Origin of the sequence: Paenirhizobium cremeum (assembly GCF_047553425.1) — a bacterium.
In the GTDB taxonomy this organism is placed as follows: domain Bacteria; phylum Pseudomonadota; class Alphaproteobacteria; order Rhizobiales; family Rhizobiaceae; genus Allorhizobium; species Allorhizobium cremeum.
Window position 1 is genome coordinate 1,845,073 of record NZ_CP180217.1, and the last position, 18,424, is coordinate 1,863,496.

The 18,424-nt window shown below is 63.0% G+C and carries 17 protein-coding genes; 8 read left to right on the top strand and 9 right to left on the bottom strand.

All coding sequences use genetic code 11. The features are described from left to right. The first annotated feature begins 144 nt into the window (after nucleotides 1-144). Nucleotides 145-1,401: a tyrosine--tRNA ligase gene (gene tyrS, locus ACLBKR_RS09280; RefSeq protein WP_112828217.1), complete on the top strand. Its 1,257-nt coding sequence runs from the start codon at nucleotides 145-147 to the stop codon at nucleotides 1,399-1,401. A 122-nt stretch (nucleotides 1,402-1,523) separates the two neighbouring features. Here tyrS and ACLBKR_RS09285 read toward each other — a convergent pair whose 3' ends face one another. Beyond that, nucleotides 1,524-4,826, bottom strand: a complete 3,303-nt coding sequence (locus tag ACLBKR_RS09285; protein WP_414901523.1) for a hypothetical protein — start codon at nucleotides 4,824-4,826, stop codon at nucleotides 1,524-1,526. Nucleotides 4,827-5,083: 257 nt separating this feature from the next. Between ACLBKR_RS09285 and bcp the strand changes: the two genes are divergently transcribed. From bcp to ACLBKR_RS09315, 6 genes are all read left to right on the top strand, one after another. Beyond that, nucleotides 5,084-5,551: a thioredoxin-dependent thiol peroxidase gene (gene bcp, locus ACLBKR_RS09290; RefSeq protein WP_113486844.1), complete on the top strand. Its 468-nt coding sequence runs from the start codon at nucleotides 5,084-5,086 to the stop codon at nucleotides 5,549-5,551. A gap of 16 nt (nucleotides 5,552-5,567) precedes the next feature. Next, nucleotides 5,568-6,392 carry a ferritin-like domain-containing protein gene (locus ACLBKR_RS09295; protein WP_113486846.1) on the top strand — a complete coding sequence of 275 codons (825 nt, stop codon included), beginning with the start codon at nucleotides 5,568-5,570 and terminating at the stop codon, nucleotides 6,390-6,392. A gap of 147 nt (nucleotides 6,393-6,539) precedes the next feature. Next, nucleotides 6,540-7,853, top strand: coding sequence for a M23 family metallopeptidase (locus ACLBKR_RS09300; RefSeq protein WP_414901526.1), 1,314 nt, complete (start codon nucleotides 6,540-6,542; stop codon nucleotides 7,851-7,853). A 51-nt stretch (nucleotides 7,854-7,904) separates the two neighbouring features. Beyond that, complete coding sequence (locus tag ACLBKR_RS09305; protein WP_113467507.1) at nucleotides 7,905-8,528, top strand: LysE family translocator; 624 nt, start codon at nucleotides 7,905-7,907, stop codon at nucleotides 8,526-8,528. 146 nt (nucleotides 8,529-8,674) lie between these two features. Further along, nucleotides 8,675-10,162 (top strand): DEAD/DEAH box helicase, encoded by a 1,488-nt coding sequence (locus ACLBKR_RS09310; RefSeq protein WP_113340222.1) that lies wholly within the window; start codon nucleotides 8,675-8,677, stop codon nucleotides 10,160-10,162. Nucleotides 10,163-10,191: 29 nt separating this feature from the next. Then, nucleotides 10,192-10,599 (top strand): NUDIX domain-containing protein, encoded by a 408-nt coding sequence (locus ACLBKR_RS09315; RefSeq protein WP_113486848.1) that lies wholly within the window; start codon nucleotides 10,192-10,194, stop codon nucleotides 10,597-10,599. Here the strand turns inward: ACLBKR_RS09315 and ACLBKR_RS09320 are convergent. From ACLBKR_RS09320 to ACLBKR_RS09350, 7 genes are read right to left on the bottom strand one after another with little or no spacing between them, the layout of a single operon-like run. After that, complete coding sequence (locus ACLBKR_RS09320; protein WP_113340220.1) at nucleotides 10,561-10,959, bottom strand: TfoX/Sxy family protein; 399 nt, start codon at nucleotides 10,957-10,959, stop codon at nucleotides 10,561-10,563. The two genes, ACLBKR_RS09315 and ACLBKR_RS09320, sit on opposite strands and share 39 nt — an antisense overlap. A 5-nt stretch (nucleotides 10,960-10,964) precedes the next feature. Continuing rightward, a complete protein-coding gene (locus ACLBKR_RS09325; RefSeq protein ID WP_113448496.1) occupies nucleotides 10,965-12,599 on the bottom strand; it encodes a molybdopterin-binding/glycosyltransferase family 2 protein in 1,635 nt (544 codons plus the stop codon). After that, complete coding sequence (locus ACLBKR_RS09330; protein WP_112828208.1) at nucleotides 12,596-13,303, bottom strand: XdhC family protein; 708 nt, start codon at nucleotides 13,301-13,303, stop codon at nucleotides 12,596-12,598. Before ACLBKR_RS09330 ends, ACLBKR_RS09325 begins: the two co-directional genes overlap by 4 nt. After that, nucleotides 13,303-13,632, bottom strand: a complete 330-nt coding sequence (locus tag ACLBKR_RS09335; protein WP_112828207.1) for an XdhC family protein — start codon at nucleotides 13,630-13,632, stop codon at nucleotides 13,303-13,305. Before ACLBKR_RS09335 ends, ACLBKR_RS09330 begins: the two co-directional genes overlap by 1 nt. A gap of 2 nt (nucleotides 13,633-13,634) precedes the next feature. Continuing rightward, nucleotides 13,635-14,891, bottom strand: a complete 1,257-nt coding sequence (locus ACLBKR_RS09340; protein ID WP_112828206.1) for a vWA domain-containing protein — start codon at nucleotides 14,889-14,891, stop codon at nucleotides 13,635-13,637. 3 nt (nucleotides 14,892-14,894) lie between these two features. Next, a complete protein-coding gene (locus tag ACLBKR_RS09345; RefSeq protein WP_112828205.1) occupies nucleotides 14,895-15,824 on the bottom strand; it encodes an AAA family ATPase in 930 nt (309 codons plus the stop codon). 25 nt (nucleotides 15,825-15,849) lie between these two features. Next, nucleotides 15,850-16,299, bottom strand: coding sequence for a flavin reductase (locus ACLBKR_RS09350; protein WP_112828281.1), 450 nt, complete (start codon nucleotides 16,297-16,299; stop codon nucleotides 15,850-15,852). A 238-nt stretch (nucleotides 16,300-16,537) separates the two neighbouring features. Here ACLBKR_RS09350 and ACLBKR_RS09355 point away from each other — a divergent pair, with 238 nt between their 5' ends. Beyond that, nucleotides 16,538-17,611: a branched-chain amino acid ABC transporter substrate-binding protein gene (locus ACLBKR_RS09355; protein WP_113439640.1), complete on the top strand. Its 1,074-nt coding sequence runs from the start codon at nucleotides 16,538-16,540 to the stop codon at nucleotides 17,609-17,611. Between the two features lie 10 nt (nucleotides 17,612-17,621). On the opposite strand, the gene ACLBKR_RS09360 is transcribed toward ACLBKR_RS09355, so the two are convergent. Continuing rightward, complete coding sequence (locus tag ACLBKR_RS09360; protein WP_414901532.1) at nucleotides 17,622-18,386, bottom strand: SDR family NAD(P)-dependent oxidoreductase; 765 nt, start codon at nucleotides 18,384-18,386, stop codon at nucleotides 17,622-17,624. Between the last annotated feature and the right edge of the window lie 38 nt (nucleotides 18,387-18,424).

The following is an 18,424-nucleotide window of genomic DNA, read 5'->3' on the forward strand; positions in this document are numbered from 1 at the left end:
TCCCGTCTGTCAAAAGGCACCCTCGACCGCCCGAATGAATCGCATCAGCAACATTCATGGCCGAAAGACGTGCACATTTCAAAAAACAGTGCTAAAGCCGCCGCGAAATTTAATATCCCGCACGATCCAGAGAGTTCCAAGGTCATGACGAAGCTCAAGTCCGATTTCCTCCGCACCATGCATGAACGCGGCTTCATTCATCAGATTTCCGATGAAAGCGGCCTCGACGATCTGCTGAGCAAGGAAACCGTCACGGCCTATATCGGCTTCGACCCGACGGCGCCTTCGCTTCATGCCGGCGGCCTCATCCAGATCATGATGCTGCACTGGTTCCAGGCGACCGGCCACCGGCCGATCTCGCTGATGGGCGGCGGCACCGGCATGGTCGGCGATCCCTCCTTCAAGGAGGAGGCGCGCCAGTTGATGACCATCGACACGATCGAGAGCAACATCGCATCGATCAAGCGGGTCTTCGCCAACTACCTCGACTACGACAAGGGTCCGAAGGGCGGTGCCCTGATGATTAACAACGCCGAATGGCTGCGGTCGCTCAACTACCTCGAATTCCTGCGCGATGTCGGCCGTCACTTCTCGGTCAACCGCATGCTATCCTTCGACAGCGTGAAGACTCGCCTCGACCGCGAACAGTCGCTCTCCTTCCTCGAATTCAACTACATGATCCTGCAGGCCTACGACTTCGTGGAACTCAGCAAACGCTACGAGTGCCGGCTGCAGATGGGCGGTTCCGACCAGTGGGGCAATATCGTCAACGGTATCGATCTCGGCCACCGCATGGGTACGCCACAGCTCTACGCGCTGACCTCGCCGCTTCTCACCACGTCTTCGGGTGCCAAGATGGGCAAATCGGTAAACGGCGCCGTCTGGCTGAATCCGGACATGCTGTCCGCCTATGACTTCTGGCAGTACTGGCGCAACACCGAAGACGCCGATGTCCCGCGCTTCCTGAAGCTCTACACGACCCTGCCGATGGCCGAAATCGGCCGACTGGCGTCGCTCGGCGGCTCGGAAATCAACGAGGTCAAGAAGATCCTCGCGACCGAGATCACCGCCATGCTGCACGGCCGCGAAGCCGCCGAACAGGCAGCGGAAACCGCCCGCAAGACGTTCGAGGAAGGCGGTCTTTCAGAGAACCTCCCGTCGATCGACGTGCCTGCCGCTGAACTAGACGCCGGTCTGGGCCTGCTTTCGCTGATCGTGCGCGCCGGTCTCGCCGGTTCGAACGGCGAAGCCCGCCGCCATGTCCAGGGCGGTGCGGTGAAGATCAATGACGCGGCAGTCAACGACGAGCGCATGACCGTGGGCAGCGGCGAAGTCACCGCCGACGGCGTCATCAAGCTCTCGCTCGGCAAGAAGAAGCACATCCTGGTTCGTCCGGCCTGACCCTGAAACGGCATCCGATGTCAAAAAAGCCGGCGTCTTCGCCGGCTCTTTTGTTTCTCCTGTCTGAACACGACCGGCAAAGCGAGCGGTGCCGATGGCGCGCCGTTCTCACCGAAATCGCCCTAGCGGAACTCGAAGATCTGCCGGAAGACACCGGGGGCTATGAGCGACAGGGGATTGATCGTCAGCTTGGGCTGTTCGGTAGCGCCCGTCAGCTTGAAGGTGATGCCGAGCAGGCCGCGATCCCGGCCGTTGCCGAGCAGGATGCCGATCACCGGCAATTCGGCAAACAGCCGGTTGAGCCCATAGGCGGGCATGAAGGTTCCGGTCATGTCGATCCGCCCGTTGGCGTCCCGCACGGTTCCCTGGATGGTCGCACCGACCTGTTCGCCGCGAACGATGCCGTTGTCGATGCGAAGCGTCGAGTCCGAATAGACCAGACGGGCAAAGGCGCGCTGGAACCGCGCGCTGCTGACATCGATATCCCGCCTGACCGCGCTGTTCAGGCTTCGACCGTCGGCACCGGTCGGCGTGGAAACGATCGACTGCAGGCGCTGTTCGTTCTCCACCTGAAAATTGCGGATATCGAGCGAACCGTTCCAGATCCCGTTTGCGCTTTCCGCAAGCTTGAGGTTAAGCAGGCCGCCGATCATATGGTCGTAGAGATCGATGAAGCGGCTGAGCGCACCGGCATCGCTGCTGGTTACGGAAACCTCGCTGAGGCCTTCCGGCCGGCGAAGTTTGGCCACCAGCGCCTGTCCCGTATCCGTGACGGCCGAAATATCGAGTGCGGTCGTCTTGCCGCCGCGCGAGCCATAGGTCAGCGATACATTGCTCATCGCCTCGTCGCCAAATCCGACCACGCGATCGAGCTTTGCCTGGAGCCGAAGATTGAGATTCGCCTCCCCGCTGCCTCCCTTGCTCCCGCCCCCCTTGGCCCCGACAGGCCCGTCCGATTTCATCTTGGCCACCAGTGAGCGGACATCCGCCGACTTGCCGGAGATGTTGACGTCATAGGTTCCCTTGGCCAGGCGCAGGACCAGTGCGAAATCGTCACCGGGAGAAAGCTGCATGCTGCCGAAATCGGCCGAAATCAGCCCGTCCTTGCCGGCGGCGAGGTTGCCCTTGGCGCCGAACCCGTCGCCATCCAGAACGAACTTGTCGATGGCCGTCTGGCCATTTTCTCCCTCGACCGTCTCGAAGCTCGCTTTGGCGGCAATACCCTGCCCCTTTGACCAACCGATCCACGGCACCATGAGGTTGGCGGATTTCAGATCGACGCTGACCGCCTGACGGTTCTCGTCAAGACGCGTCAGTTCCACCGCAACCGGTCCGTCGATGATGCCATCGAGGCCCGGCGCCAGCTTGTCGCGGTCGGCATTGCTCAGCGTAGCCTTCACGACCCGTTCGCGCGCCACATCCGAATCCGAATCCACCGGTTCGGTCATCGCGATATCCATGGGAACCCCGTCGACACCTGCCTTCGCCTGCAGGCGAGCGGCGCGCGGATCGACATCGAGCGTACCGTCGACATCGGAGATCACACGATCGCCGAACGGTTTGGCGATATCGACGCCCTGAAGCTGCAGGCTGGCCTTCCAGACCGGTTCCGGAGGATTCTGGTCGGCGATCAGTCCGAGACGAACCTGCGCAGACCCCTTGACCTCGCCGGAAAAGTCCTCCGGCACGAAGCCGACCCGCTGCAGGGCGCGCATCGGCTTGAAGGAGACGAGTTCGGCGACCGCGTCGGCAGCGCCGGACACCGCGATATCGATGTCGGCCATCAGCGGCTTGACATAAACGTTGTCGAGCCCGATGCCGCCGCCTTCAATCTTCACCATGCGCCCCGACGGGAAATAGGAGGCCGCCGACTTGATGTCGACCGCCACCTTGCCGCCGGTCATGTCGAAATGCGCATTGAGATCCCTCAGCGGCGGGATATCGCCGGTGACATTCATTCGGGCATTGACGATATCGAAATTGATATTGAGTTCGTTCGCGTCGAGATGCAGCGGCCTAGGCTCGACGGTCAGCCGGTCCTGGGGAATGAAGACCGAGATCTGACCGTGTGTGACGGTTCCGCCGAAGATGTTGGCCAGCACCCATTTCCTCGGCTTGTCCGCCATCCAGTAGGGCCAGAGCTGCTTGATGACGCCGGACTTCATATTGTTAATCAGGGCGTCGAAGCGGATTTCGGGACCCGTGCCAACGAACCGGATGCGCAGGTTTCCGTCCATGGTGCCGGAAGGCGTGGAAACCGACAGCGTATCGATCTGCAGTTCCTTCGCCTCGTTCACATAGCGGCCGAAAACCTTGAGGGAGAACGGAAAAGGCGTATCTCCGGACGCGGGAACGGCAGCAAGCCCCTGCGAGACGACAAGATCGATGCCGAAGCCGGTACCGGGCACGGTGTTCCCCGGCAACCGGTCGAGATCGATGAGGCCGCCGGACAAGGGCAGCACCATCGGTCCAAATTCCATGCGCGAGGTCGAGGCGACCTCCAGCGTATCCTTGGCGAAGTCATAGCCGAGATCCAGATGCGCGCGGGTCAGTTCCTGCGGATTGCCGTCGAAATAGAATGTCCCGGCCTGACTGTTCAGCGTCATCGTCATCGCCGGCGTACGGCCCTCGCCCGCCCGCTTGGCCGAAATTATGACTTCGGAAGACCCGTCGAGCCCCTGGCGTGGATTGCCCGTCTTGTCGCGCCTCAGCAGGAAGGGCGTAAGCCTGAGATCGGCGACGCGCATGGTCAGCGACTGTGCGCGACCGCCGTCGTTGACGGTGAGCGCCGTCAGTTCGGTCTGCTGGCCGTTGATGGAAATCGCGCCATACATCGACAACGAATTGTCATCCCCGCGCTCCATCGCCAGATCGTCGACGGCAATCGTCATGGGACGGCCGCTGGCGCTTGTCGCCGAGATTTCGAGACCGCCGACCCTCATCCGGTCGAGACCGCCTTTGGCGATGAAGGACTGCACGATGTCGAGTTGACGGAACGACTCCTCGAGCACGGCCGGAATGTGGTCGATCCTGAGTTTCGACAGGTCGAGCGGTTCGCTGGCCGGCAATAGCCGGGCGTCGAGCGCCACGCCTTCGCTCTCGATCTCCCGAACCCTGATTTTGCCTCCGAGCAAGGCGACCGGATCGAGAATGAGACGGACAGACTGTGTTCTGGCAATCGGGCTGCTGTCGGCTTCCCCGACCATCGAAACGTCCCGCGCCTCAATGGCAAGCTGAAAGCCCTCGGCAAAACGGATGGCGGTGCCGCCGATCTCGGCGCGATAAGCCGGCGCAACGGCTGAGTTGAGCGCGGAACGGGCAACGTTAGAGAGAACGGAATCGAGACCGCCAGCTTCGATCAGCGCAAAGATACCGCCTGTAATCAGCACGAAAAAAGCGAGCACGCCAAGAGACCAACGTCCCACGCCCCCCAGGGCGGTGGACCGCGGAGGGCAATGCACAATGATGGGATCCTCGATTCGGGCCGAGGGCATTTCGTGCAGGGGAACGAAGTCTTCTTTGCGAAATCTTATCTTTTCGCCGCGGATCTCTCCCATGTGTCTGGCGATTGTCTCCGTCCAAGGATGCCGATATTCACAGTCGCGCTGGACGACCTCGGTCCGGACTATATATCGATAGCCGTGACAATCATCCATAAAACGGGCAAAAGAAAGGTTATCCCATGGCGGAATTGGCAGTTGGCGATCAGGCCCCCGACTTCACCCTGCCGCGCGACGGCGGCGGCTCGGTTTCGCTTTCGGCGTTTGGCGGCAAGCCGGTCGTTCTATACTTCTATCCCAAGGACGACACCAGCGGCTGCACGGCCGAGGCCATCGCCTTTACCGAGCTCGCAGACGAATTCGCCAAGGCTGGCGCAGAGATCATCGGCATGTCTCCGGACAGCGTCAAAAGCCATGACAAGTTTGCCGGCAGGCACAATCTTTCCATCACGCTGGCCTCCGACGAGGAGAAGACAGTGCTTTCAGCCTATGGCGTCTGGAAGGAGAAGAGCATGTATGGCCGGACCTACATGGGCGTCGAACGCACCACCTTCCTGATCGACCGCGCCGGGCGAATCGCCGCCATCTGGCGCAAGGTCAAGGTTCCCGGCCACGCCGAAGCGGTTCTGAATGCGGTCCGCGCCCTGTGAGCGGCAAGCGTCCGGCATGAGCGGAAACCCCTTCACCTCCCTGCGCGCGGCGGCGACGCGCGCGATCCTCAGCACCGATCTCGACGAAAAGACGGAACTGGCGCAGGAGGCCGCCCGCCGCTGGCATCGGCGGCGGCTGTCGCTGCGCTCGCCGCTCGACCCCGACCTGCCGGAACGCCCCGGCCGGCCGGACAAACCGGAACTCGTCCCTCCGAAGGCGACCGAGAAACGCTCGCTGCACACCCTGCCCGGCCGCGTCGCCATGCTGCATGCGCTCGCGCATATCGAGCTCAACGCCGTCGACCTCGCGCTCGATATCGTCGCCCGATTCGCCGCCGAACCGGTGCCGCATTCCTTCTTCGACGGCTGGATGCAAGTGGCATTCGAGGAATCCAAGCATTTTCGCATGGTTCGCGAACGATTGAAGGCGCTCGGCGCCGATTACGGCGACATGCCCGCCCATGACGGACTGTGGCAGGCGGCGCACGCCACCCGCAACGATCTGACGGCAAGGCTCGCCGTTGTACCGCTCATCCTCGAAGCCCGCGGCCTCGACGTCACGCCCTCGCTCCAGGAAAAGATGCGCGAAACCGGCGATATCGAGAGCGCCGACGTGCTGAAAGTCATCTATGACGACGAGAAGGGTCATGTGGCGATCGGCGCCAAATGGTTCCGTTTCCTCTGTGCGCGCGAAAGACGCGATCCGGCCGCAACCTTCAAGGAGCTGGTGCGTGCCAATTTCCGCGGCTCGCTCAAGGCTCCTTTCAACGACGTCGCCCGCGCCGAAGCCGGCCTGACCCCGTCTTTCTACCGGTCCCTGACATCGAAGAACAGCGACTGATTCAACCGCCGTCTCCGGGCAATCCTCCTCTTTTCAAGCCTTTGTTAACCTTAATGATGTCTGATCGCATCAGGCAAAAACCGGTACCGGAGCGGCGTTCATCGCCCTCCGAAGAGCTCGGTCAGCCGACGGGACAGGGGATATTGCGTGGCGACTTCGGCGGGAAATCGGGTCTTCGGCAAACGCAGTCAGCCGCATGTCGTGATTCTGGCGCGCGGCGACAAGATCCGCCACATGACCGTGCACCCCTGGATGGCGGCGGTCGCCTTCTGCTTCGTCGGCGTCATGGCGATCGGCTATCTCGGCGCGACCACCTATCTCGTCTTCCGTGACAACCTGATCGGCGCAAGCATGGCCAGACAGGCCCGCATGCAGCACGACTACGAGGATCGCATCGCCGCGCTCAGGGCCCAAGTCGACCGCGTCACCTCGCGCCAGCTCCTCGACCAGCAGGTGGTCGAAGAAAAGGTGGAAAAGCTGCTCGAACAGCAGATGGCGCTCTCCTCCCGCCATGGACGGCTGGGCGCGTTGCTTGACCGCGCCGAGGCAGTCGGCCAGCTGCCGACCTCCGTTCCGGTGCCGAACGAGAAGCCGGGGGCGACCGGCAAGCAGGCGAACCTTTCCGGCGGACTGGACGCGATCGAGAATCTTTTGGGGCGCAAGACTGCGTCGGACACGCCGCCAACCGACAAGAGCGGCCAGACCCCGTCCGCCGCGCTCGGCTACGTGCCGTTGACCGACACGGCGGCGGACCGTTCCGACCGGCTCTTTTCGCACATGACGCTGTCGCTGAAGGACATCGAACGCGACCAGATCAACCGGGTGCAGAAGCTCGCGGACGGCGCCAGCGAAACCGCGGAGGAAATTTCCGGAATCCTGCGACGCAACGGTATCCCGCTCGACCAGGCGGACAAAGCCTCGAGCATGGACGCCATCGGTGGCCCCTATGTCGCTCCCCGGACCGCGGAGGCCTTCAACACCTCGCTTAACGAACTCGACGCGGCGCTGAGCCGGCTCGAAAACGTCCGCGCCACGGCGATCCGCATGCCTTTCGCCAATCCCGCACCCGGCCGCGAGATCACCAGCCGCTTCGGCAACCGGCCCGATCCGTTCTTCGGCGGACTAGCGATGCATGCCGGCATAGACTTCCGCTCGCCGGTGGGCGGCGAGATCCATGCGACGGGCTCCGGCAAGGTGGTCAATGCCGGCCCCTCCGGCGGCTACGGCAACATGGTCGAAATCGATCACGGGCTGGGCTTCAGCACCCGCTTCGGCCACATGTCGAAAATCCTTGTGAAGGTCGGCGACGAAATCAGTGCCGGCGACGTGATCGGCTATTCCGGCAATACCGGCCGTTCCACCGGCCCGCATATCCACTATGAAGTGCGCCGCAACGGCGAGGCGGTGGACCCGATGCAGTTCCTGAATGCCGGCATGAAGCTGACGACGCTCATCGATTGACCCCTTCTGCGGGACATGTACTCTCGGCATCATCACGCTGGAGGAATCGTCATGGAGCCGCATGCACTTTTGGCCTTCGCCCTCGCCTTCTTCGTGTTCGCGGCAAGTCCCGGTCCCGACAACATGACCATCATGGCGCGGACTGTCTCCAACGGCGCGGCGTCCGGCATCGCCTACGGCACCGGCACGGTGATCGGCATCCTGATCTATCTGGCGCTTGCCGCTTTCGGACTTTCGCTGATCGCCAGCGAAATGGGTTTTCTGATGACGCTTCTGCGCTATGGCGGCGCGGCCTATCTGATCTACATGGGCTTCAGGCTTTGGACGGCGCCGCCCGTCATCCCCGATGCAACCGTAACGGAGCGGGGACGCGATCTCGTAAGCGTGTGCCTGACCGCCGTCGCCCTGAACCTCGGAAACCCCAAGATGCCGCTCTTTTATCTGGCGCTTCTGCCGAATTTCGTCGGCGCCGATTTCTCGACCGGTACATATCTCAGCCTCGCCGCGACGATCGTCGCCGTTGAGGTGATCGTGATCGGCGGCCATGTGTGGATCGCCGGGCGCGCGCGCCGGTTGCTGCGCACTCCGGGCATCGTCAAGGCGGTCAATCGCGGTGCCGGTGCGGTGTTGGCGCTTGCCGGAGTGGCCGTCATCGCCACCCGGCGTGCCGCCTGAAGCTTTCGTTTATCCTTTGTTACTCCAAATCCGCCAGTTTCCTTGACTTTCCGGCTTTTTGGCACTATCCCGCGCTGACGTTAACGCCCGCGTTCGAGGGCGATTCAATTGTGTTCGCAAGAACCGGAACGGAAACAGATTTCCCTTTGACCACTTTCGCTGACCTTGGCCTGAGCCAAAAAGTACTTTCAGCCGTCACAGATGCCGGCTACACCATCCCTACCCCGATCCAGGCCGGAGCCATCCCGCCTGCCCTGCAGCGCCGCGACATTCTCGGCATCGCTCAGACGGGGACAGGCAAGACCGCCTCCTTCGTTCTCCCGATGCTGACGCTCCTCGAAAAGGGTCGAGCTCGCGCCCGGATGCCCCGCACGCTGATCCTTGAGCCGACCCGCGAACTGGCAGCCCAGGTCGCAGAGAACTTCGAGAAATACGGCAAGAATCACAAGCTCAACGTCGCGCTGCTGATCGGCGGCGTTTCCTTCGAGGACCAGGACCGCAAGCTTGAACGCGGCGCCGACGTTCTGATCTGCACGCCGGGCCGCCTGCTCGATCATTGCGAGCGCGGCAAGCTGCTGATGACCGGCGTTGAGATCCTGGTCATCGACGAAGCCGACCGCATGCTCGACATGGGCTTCATCCCGGATATCGAGCGCATCGCCAAGATGATCCCCTTCACTCGGCAGACGCTTTTCTTCTCGGCCACCATGCCGCCGGAAATCCAGAAGCTCGCCGATCGCTTTCTGCAAAACCCCGAGCGCATCGAAGTGGCTCCGCCGTCCTCGACGGCAAAGACCGTGACGCAGCGTCTCGTGGCGGCCCACAACAAGGACTACGAGAAGCGCTCGGTCCTGCGCGATCTGATCCGCGCCCAGGAAGACCTGAAGAACGCGATCATCTTCTGCAACCGCAAGAAGGATGTTGCCGACCTCTTCCGTTCGCTGGAGCGTCACGGTTTCTCGGTCGGCGCCCTTCACGGCGACATGGATCAACGCTCGCGCACCAACATGCTGGCCGGCTTCAAGGACAACCAGATCTCGCTGCTTGTCGCCTCGGACGTCGCCGCCCGCGGCCTCGATATTCCCGACGTCAGCCACGTCTTCAACTTCGACATCCCGATCCATGCGGAGGATTATGTCCACCGCATCGGCCGCACCGGTCGCGCAGGCCGTTCCGGCGCCGCCTTCACTCTTGTCACCCGTTCGGACACCAAGTATCTCGACGCGATCGAGAAGCTGATCGGCCAGAAGATCGAATGGCTGAACGGCGATCTTTCGACCCTCCCCGCGGCTGCGGAATCCCATGACGACCGTCGCGGCAAGCGCGGCGGCGGCAAGGACCGGGATAAAGGCCGCGAGCGTCGCGGCGGTCATAAAACCGATACACGCAACGAACAGACTGCGGACATCGCGGAACAAGTGGAAGAGGCAAAGGTGGAATCAGTGGCGAACGAACGCAGGTCCGAAAAACGTGGCCGTGACGCCAATCGAAACAGCCGCCCGAACCCGGCGAACGACGATCATCGCGAACGCCGCCGCAGCCACTACCGCGACCATGACGACGGCCCGACGCCCGTCGGCTTCGGCGACGACATTCCGGCCTTCATGCTGATCGTCGCCAACGCCAAGGTCTGACGTCATCCGCTGCTGAAAAGCATCCGCTTATGGCCACGCCCGGTATCGATTTTCCCGGCCTCGGAGTCGGTCTTGCCATCCTTCGCGATGGCAAGCTCCTGCTTTACCGTCGCCGGAAAGCCCCCGAAGCAGGTTTCTGGAACATTGTCGGCGGCAAAGTCGACCATATGGAACCGGCAGAGCAGGCCGCCCGCCGCGAAGCCGAAGAGGAAACCGGTCTCTCGATCGGTTCGATCGGCTTTCTTGCCGCGACCGAACAGATCATCGACGACGACCGGCAGCACTGGGTTTCACTACTCTACCGGACCGAGGACTTTTCGGGCGAAGCGCAACTGACTGAACCGGACAAGCTCTCGGAGTTCGGCTGGTTCGACCTCGATGCCTTGCCCGAGCCGTTGTCAGCCTTCACCCGCGCCATTCTTCCCTTTCTTCGCTGATTTCGCTTTGGCCGGCTTCGCTCCGCCTGCCCTGGCTTTCAACGCCTCTGCCCTGAGACCCGCCTCGAAGGCGAGCCGCACCCACTTTGCCATTTCGTCGGGATCGTCATAGGCATCATCCGGGATCGACCAATAGGGCATGGCGACAGGGCTCTTGCCCTCCCTCTGATAAATCCACTGACGGGCGCCCGCCTCCTCGAAGAGCGGCGCGCTCTCCTCGTCCGCCTTCAGCATGACCTCCTCGAACAGTTCCAGCGCAAAGATCACGCCGTCGCGATAGATCCCCTTGCCGCCGAACATCCGGCGAATGGAGACGGGGCCGACCGCCTGAAACATTTCCTCGATCTCGATATTGTCCATTAGCCTCAGCCCTTCAGCACGCCGCCCGCGGCAAGGACTGCCTCCGGCGTATCGACGTCGAGTTTTGCGGCGGCACCAACCTCGACGTCAACAATCGGCAGACCGGAAGTCTCGATGATATGGCGGGCGCCGATATCGCCCTCAAGCCGCATCAGCGCCGGAAAGGTCGCACGTGGCAGGATGACGGGATTGCCGCGCTCGCCGTCGGCCACGGCTCGCACGATGGATCGGCCGGCCGACGCGCGAAAAGCATCGGCCAGGCGGGCCAGGTCATTGCTCGTGATACCCGGCATGTCGCCGAGCAGGATCATGACGCCGTCCGCGTCATGCAGGGAGGGGACAGCAAGCCCTGCCCGGATCGAGCTTGCCATGCCGCTGGCGTAATCCCGGTTCTCCTGCAGTTCGGCCGGCAACCCTTCCAGACAGGCGGAAATCTCCGGAGCGCGAAAACCGGTAACGACGACGACGGGACCGGCCGCCGCGTCGAGCGCCCGTTCCGTCACGCGCCTGATGAGCGGCACGCCCTCGAATTCCGCCAGCAGCTTGTGCCGACCGCCTTCACCCATCCGGCTTGCCCTGCCGGCGGCAAGAATGATGATGCCGACACGAAAAGCCTTGTCGGCAGAGGTCGCCGCCTCGCGCGGCAGCGGACGGCTGGGGATTTCCATGAGCAAGCCTCCGACACCAAGCCCGGTCAGCTCCAGCGCATCAGGATTCTCACCGGCGAGAATCCGGTTCAAAATCCAGTCGAAGCCGTTTTCCTTCGGCGAACGGGCACAGCCCGGCGCACCGATGACTGGTATTTCTCCCACATGCCCCAGCACGAGCAGATTGCCCGGATCGACCGGCAACCCGACCTGATCCACCGTGCCACCCGCCATGCGGATCGATTCCGGGATGACATCGACCGGATCGCATACAGCCGATGCACCGAATACGATCACGAGCGGCGGGTCGGAAAGCTCCCGGCGCAAGGCGTCCTCGATGGCCCTGGCAACCGCATCCGCCCGGTGCGCCACCCTCCATTCTCCGATCAGCCGGCTGCCGGAAGCAAGAAGGCGCTGCTCGAGCACCCGCGCGGTCTTGTCCATGACCGAGGTCTTCAGCGACGGCAGCTGCGTGGCGATCAGGGCGACATTGCGGGGACGATAGGGCTTGAGTTCGATGGCCCGCCCTTCGGCGAGAATGCCCAACGCGCGCGCGACGCTCGCGCCGGAAACGCCGAGTGGAATGATCTTCACGGTCGCAACGAGATCGCCTTCGCGCACGTCGCTGTGATCGGCGAGACAGGCAAAGGTTATTGCCGGATCGATGCGGTTGAACCGGTCGACCAGATCCCGGCTCGCCACGAGGAGGCCGTTGCGCGTGGCATAGAAATTGACCCGGCCCGTCGAGGGCTCGGACATGCGCAGGTTGTCAAGGCCTACGCCTGCCGCAAGTCGCCCGGCCGCCTCGTCCTCCCCCAGATCTCCATCTTCCAGCCTGCAGGCGATGACGGTGCGCAGCCCCGCCGCCTCCAGAGCAAGGATATCGGCCTGCGTCAGCCGCTGGCCTTTGGGAAGCCGGCCCGACGGCAATTGCACGGAATGCGCCAGCACCAAGCCTTCGGCCCCTTTCAGCGGGAACTCCCCGAAGATCATGCCGCCTCGCTTGCCGCCGCCCCGAGCGACCGGCGCCGGAAAGACTGGATGACCTCGGCAAGGATGGACACCGCGATCTCGGACGGGGTGGCGGCCCCGATATCGAGCCCGACAGGAGCCGAAATGCGGCCGATTTCGGCCTCGGAGAGCCCATCGTTCTTGAGCCGCTCCACCCGTTTCACATGGGTTTTGCGGCTGCCGAGCGCACCGACATAGAAACAGCCGGCCCTGAGCGCTGCAACGAGCGGAAAGTCGTCGATCTTCGGGTCATGCGTGACTGCGACCATCGCGCAATAGCGGTCAAGCGGCCTCGCCTTCAGCGCATCTTCCGGCCAGTCCGCTAGAAGATCGACACCGGCAAACCGCTCAGGCGTCGCAAAGGCGGTGCGCGGATCGATCACCGTGATGTCATAGCCGGCGATCTCGGCCATGGGGCAGAGCGCCTGGCTGATATGAACCGCGCCAATCACCACAATGCGCGGCGGCGGCAGGTGGACGTTGAGAAAGAAGCTGCGTCCTTCCAGATCGACGAGGCCGGATTTTCCGGACAACAGCCTTTGCCCGATCTCGGCCCCCAGCGGCCCGATGACGGCTTCGCCCTCGACCACAAGCCGGTCACGGCCGTCGCCGAGATCGGTCACCAGCACGGCCGCGCGCCGCGCAAGCCTCGCCTCGTTCAGCTTCTTCAGGTTTGCCGTGTCCATCAGCCGAGCCTTTCGACGTAAACGCGGATGCGGCCGCCGCAGGAGAGCCCGACCCGCCATGCGGTCTCATCGGCAACCCCGAATTCCAGCATCCGCGGCTTGCCCGATTGCAGCACGTCCAGCGCCTCGGTGATAACCGCCCCCTCGACGCATCCGCCGGAGACGGAACCTTGGAAATTGCCATCGGCATCGATGACCAGATGACTGCCAACCGGGCGCGGTGCCGACCCCCAGGTCTCGACCACGGTCGCAATCGCCACATCCCGCCCCTTGCCCTTCCAGTCCTCGGCAACGAGCAACGGGTCCATTCGCTCTGCAACGGCCGTCATGTTCAAACCCTCATCGTGTTCAGGAAACGCCGCGGATCGGCATCGCCTTTCATGGGTGCGGAAAGTGCGGCGACGAGATCGGCAAGGGAATCGAGATTGTGCACGGAACGCAACTCGTCGACATGGGGAAGCATCGCCCTGACGCCCCGCGCCCGTGCCTCGAACCCTTCGAACCTCAGGAGCGGATTGAGCCAGACCAGCCGGCGGCACGAGCGATGCAGCCGATCCGTCTCGGCAGCGAGCATCGCGACATCCTCCCGCTCCAGACCGTCGGTAATCAGCAGGACCACCGCGCCCTGCCCGAGCACGCGCCGCGCCCATTGCCGGTTGAAGAGCCTGAGCGTCTCGCCGATTCGCGTGCCGCCGGACCAGTCGCTGACCGCGCCGCTGCATTGCGCGATCGCCTCATCGGGGTCGCGGTTCTTCATCTGGCGCGTGACATTGGTGAGGCGCGTGCCGAACAGAAATGTGTGGACGCGACGGCGGCGCTCCGTCAGCACATGCAGGAAATGCAGGAAGATGCGGGTGTACTGGCTCATCGAACCCGAGATATCGGCAAGGATGACCAGCGGCGGTTGTTCGATACGACGTGCCCTGAACTTCGGCAGGATGAGATCGCCACCGCTGCGCAACGCCGCGCGCATCGTCGCCCGCGCATCGACATGTCCCGGCCGTCGAGACGGGCGAAACCGGCGCACGCGCACGGTATCGAACGGCATAGCCAGCCTCTCGATCTCGCGCCGCGCCTGCGAAAGCTCAGCCGCAGACATCTGGGCGAAATCCATCCGGCGCAACACTTCCGAGCCCGAGGTGGTGAAACGGGCGTCGATCTCGATATCCGGCTCGTCGCGCGCCTCCTGCCGCCGCTTGCGTTCTGCATAAAGCGCGTCGCTCACCCGCGAGGCGCCGGCCTTCGCCTTATCTCTTTCGCTGAGGTCGGCAGCGACCGGCGACATCATTGCAATCATCTTCGCTACCAGATCGCGCGAACGCCAGAAAAGTCTGAACGCCTCGTCGAAAACCGGCTGATCCTCGTGCCGGTTGACGAAGATCGCGCCGAGGGCCGCATGAAACTCCTCCCGCGATCCGATGCCAATGGCATCGACCGCGGCGATGGCGTCGAGCACCGCCCCCGGCCCCGGTTTCAGGCCGGCCCTGCGCAGCACACGGGCAAAATGCACGATATTGTCGGCGAGCCTGCCGTCGCCGGCCACAGGCGGCGGTATCACGATCCCGTCACGGCCGGCCGAAATCTCCATGGCTCAGCCCGCCGCCAGAAGCTCTGCCTTCACCTCGGCAAGAACCTTCTGGCCTTCCGAACCCTGAATGCGGACAATATCGTCCTGGTATTTCAGAAGCGTGCCGAGTGTGTCGGCAATGGTTTCGGGGTCGAGCGCCAGCCGGTCGAGTTCGGTGAGAGCCGTAGCCCAGTCGATCGTCTCGGCAACGCCTGGGTTCTTGAAGAGATCGAGGGTGCGCAGCTTCTGCACATAGGCGACGATCTGGCTGGAGAGCTGTTCGTTGCAACCCGGCACCTTGCGCCGGATGATCGCCAGTTCCTCGGCCGCTTTCGGATAATCGACCCAGTGATAGAGGCAGCGCCGTTTCAAAGCGTCGTGAACCTCTCGCGTCCGGTTGCTGGTGACGATGACGATCGGCTTTTCCGTCGCTTTCACGGTTCCGTATTCCGGGATCGTCACCTGGAAATCGGAGAGTACTTCCAGGAGGAAAGCCTCGAAGGCCTCGTCGGTGCGGTCGAGTTCGTCGATCAGGAAGACCGGCGCGCGGCCCGGCTCGCACTCCAGCGCCTGCAGCACCGGCCGGCGGATCAGATAGCGTGCGGAAAATATGTCATGCTCCAGCCGGTCGCGGTCGGAAACTCCTGATGCCTCGGACAGGCGGATTTCGAGCATCTGCGCGGGATAGTTCCACTCATAGACGGCCGATGCGACATCGAGGCCTTCATAGCACTGGAGGCGGATCAGCGGCCGGTCGAGCGCGGATGCCAGCACCTTGGCCACCTCGGTCTTGCCGACACCGGCCTCACCTTCGAGAAAAAGCGGCCGCTGCATGCGAAGGGCAAGGAAGAGAACCGTGGCCAGTGGCCGGCCGGCCAAATAATCGTGCTGCGAAAGGAGATCGACGACGGCATCGATCGATCCGGGCAGGCCCTTTGAGGACGTCTCAGGCATCCTTCCTCCTCTTTTTGAGAGGAGCTTACAGGGTGTGGTAGCTGCGGTCCAGATAGATCAGCGACGCTTCCTTGGCCCCGAAATGCACCGCCTTCACCTCGCCGAAAAGCACGGTATGGGTCGCCGTGACTTTCGTGTCGGTCACCCGGCAATCGAAGGAAACGATGGCGTCGGACAGCACCGGAGCGCCGGTGACCAGCCTTTGCCATTCGCCAAGCGCAAAGCGCTCATCGACGGAGAGGCCGCCGAAACCGGCAAAGCCGTTGGCGAGTTCCCGGTGATGCGCGCCCAGCGTATTGAGGGCGAAGAACCCGCTTTCGAAAAACACGGCATTCTTTTCGTTGGTATTGTTCAGGCAGGCGAGAACAGTCGGCGGATGGTCGGAGACCGAGCAGGCGGCGGTAATCGTCACGCCACGCCGGATGCCACCATGCTCCGTGGTGATGAGCTGGACATGACCCGCATAACGGCTCATCGCTTCCCGGTAGACGACCGGGTCAATCTGCTGCGCGTTCAACACTTCACTCTCCGCGATTGGCCCTAAGCCTGTATCCGACAGGACTATGCCGGGCAAGTTTTACCTTTTCCCCAACGGACGGATTTTACCCTGGTAGCCCGCTGTTATTGCACCGCATTGCAGTTTGCGTCACGGAGCGGTTAAACTAGGCGCGTTTCAATGGCCGAGCGCCGCATCCGGAAAAATCGAAACAAGAATGAACCCGCATCGACTTCTGCCACTGACCTTTCTCGTTTTGACCGGACTTGCCGCGCCGCTCGCCGCTGCCCCGCTGAAGATCGCGGTGGTCGCGCCGCAATCGGGAAATTTCGCGACCTTGGGCGATGAAGTGCGCCAAGGAGCGAAGATCTCCGCCGACCGCCTCGGCGTGGAGATCGCCCTGATCGACGAAAGCTGCGAGGCCGGCAGCGGGCCGCAGATCGCCGCAAGTATCCGTGAGGCGGGCGCAACGGCGGCAATCGGTTTTCTCTGCTCGGAAAGCCTCGACGGTGCCCTTGCGCCGCTGAAGGATGCGGGCGTCCCGGCGATTACGCTTTCTGTCCGCTGGAAGGGGCTGATGGAAGACGCTCTCAAGAATGGCTGGCCGCTCTTCCGCATGGCGCCGACGGTGGATGACGAGGCTGAAAAGCTGACCGAAATCATCCTCCGCGACTGGAAGAGCGAGGCGATCGCGCTCATAGAGGACGGCACGATCCATGGCCGGGAGCTTACGGAGACCATCCGCAACAGTTTGGAAGACCGTGGCCTGAAACCGGTTTTCACCGATACGTTCCGTCCGGGACAGGAGCAGCAGATCGCACTCGTGCGCCGCCTGCGGAAGGCGGGCGTGACCAGCGTCTTCGTGGGCGGCGATCGTGCCGACATGTCGGTGATTGCCCGAGACGCAGCCACGGAAAAGATCGATCTCAACTTTTTGGGCGGTGAAGCCTTGAATGCCGCCGACCAACCTGTGCCGCTTGCCGAGGGCGTTCAGGCGGTACTGCTCCCCTATGTCGTCGGCGGCCCGCAAACAACGGACGGCAATACCAGCGAACCGCCGCGAGAAGGTTATGTGCAGCCGGCCGAAGCGGCAATCTCCATCCTTGCCGATGCCGCCGCACTGTCCGGCGCCATGGGCTCGCCACTTGTCGATACGCTGGTCGATACGGCTTTCGATACACCGATCGGTCCGATCACTTTCACGACAGGCCATGAACTCGCCGACAATCCCTACCGCCTGATGGAATGGCGCAGGGGCGGTTTCGTCGAGCCTTCTCCGTCAACCCAGTGATCGCTGCCGGTCATGACGGATAGGGCCAGAAGGCCTGCGTGAATACGCCTCCGTCCACCCAGATCGTCTGCCCGGTGACGAAAGCGGCATCGGCACTCGCAAGAAACAGCACCGGCCCCGCAATGTCTCTCGGCGTGCCGACCCGGCGCAACGGTGTCACCCGGCCCCAGGTTTCGGCATAATCGGGCGCCTCCGCGCGGGTGCGCTCCGTCTCGATTGCGCCGGGAGCCACGCAATTGACCCGGACGCCGTGGGGACCGAGTTCGACGGCCGCCACCTTGGTGAACTGCTCGACGCCGCCCTTTGAAGCCGTGTAGTCGACCAGTTTCGGAAAGGCGAGCTTGTTGCAGCCGGAACCGATATTGACGATTGCGCCACCCTTACCGGCCTTCACCATGCGACGCCCCGCTTCCCGCGTGTTGAGGAACGTGCCTGTCAGATTGGTGCGGATCACCGCATCCCACCGCTCCTCGGACAATTCCAGCAGCGGAGCCCATGTCTGGATGCCGGCATTGTTGACGAGGACATCCGGCGCATCGCCAAACCAGGCGCAAGCCTCCTCCATAAACGCCGTCACGCAAGCTGCGTCGCCGGCATCGGAAGAAAAAGCGCGCGCATGACCGCCGGTGGCAGTAATCTCCGCGAGGACCTCGGCAGCCGCGGACTCGTCATTGCGATGCGTGAAGGCCACTCGATACCCCGCCTGCGCAAAGGCGATCGCGAGATGTCGCCCGATGCCGCTGCTGCCGCCGGTGATGATCGCGGAACGTTCCATGTCTCTCTCCCTTTGCTCCTCGTCACGAGGGATGGAGA

Excerpts from the sequence above, each read along its gene's own strand:
- ACLBKR_RS09330 (WP_112828208.1), bottom strand. The coding sequence starts at position 13,303 with ATGGACACGGCAAACCTGAAGAAGCTGAACGAGGCGAGGCTTGCGCGG.
- ACLBKR_RS09325 (WP_113448496.1), bottom strand. The coding sequence starts at position 12,599 with ATGATCTTCGGGGAGTTCCCGCTGAAAGGGGCCGAAGGCTTGGTGCTG.
- ACLBKR_RS09345 (WP_112828205.1), bottom strand. The coding sequence starts at position 15,824 with ATGCCTGAGACGTCCTCAAAGGGCCTGCCCGGATCGATCGATGCCGTC.
- tyrS (WP_112828217.1), top strand. The coding sequence starts at position 145 with ATGACGAAGCTCAAGTCCGATTTCCTCCGCACCATGCATGAACGCGGC.
- ACLBKR_RS09335 (WP_112828207.1), bottom strand. The coding sequence starts at position 13,632 with ATGACGGCCGTTGCAGAGCGAATGGACCCGTTGCTCGTTGCCGAGGAC.
- ACLBKR_RS09350 (WP_112828281.1), bottom strand. The coding sequence starts at position 16,299 with ATGAGCCGTTATGCGGGTCATGTCCAGCTCATCACCACGGAGCATGGT.
- ACLBKR_RS09320 (WP_113340220.1), bottom strand. The coding sequence starts at position 10,959 with ATGGACAATATCGAGATCGAGGAAATGTTTCAGGCGGTCGGCCCCGTC.
- ACLBKR_RS09340 (WP_112828206.1), bottom strand. The coding sequence starts at position 14,891 with ATGGAGATTTCGGCCGGCCGTGACGGGATCGTGATACCGCCGCCTGTG.
- ACLBKR_RS09295 (WP_113486846.1), top strand. The coding sequence starts at position 5,568 with ATGAGCGGAAACCCCTTCACCTCCCTGCGCGCGGCGGCGACGCGCGCG.
- ACLBKR_RS09315 (WP_113486848.1), top strand. The coding sequence starts at position 10,192 with ATGGCCACGCCCGGTATCGATTTTCCCGGCCTCGGAGTCGGTCTTGCC.
- ACLBKR_RS09360 (WP_414901532.1), bottom strand. The coding sequence starts at position 18,386 with ATGGAACGTTCCGCGATCATCACCGGCGGCAGCAGCGGCATCGGGCGA.
- ACLBKR_RS09355 (WP_113439640.1), top strand. The coding sequence starts at position 16,538 with ATGAACCCGCATCGACTTCTGCCACTGACCTTTCTCGTTTTGACCGGA.
- ACLBKR_RS09305 (WP_113467507.1), top strand. The coding sequence starts at position 7,905 with ATGGAGCCGCATGCACTTTTGGCCTTCGCCCTCGCCTTCTTCGTGTTC.
- bcp (WP_113486844.1), top strand. The coding sequence starts at position 5,084 with ATGGCGGAATTGGCAGTTGGCGATCAGGCCCCCGACTTCACCCTGCCG.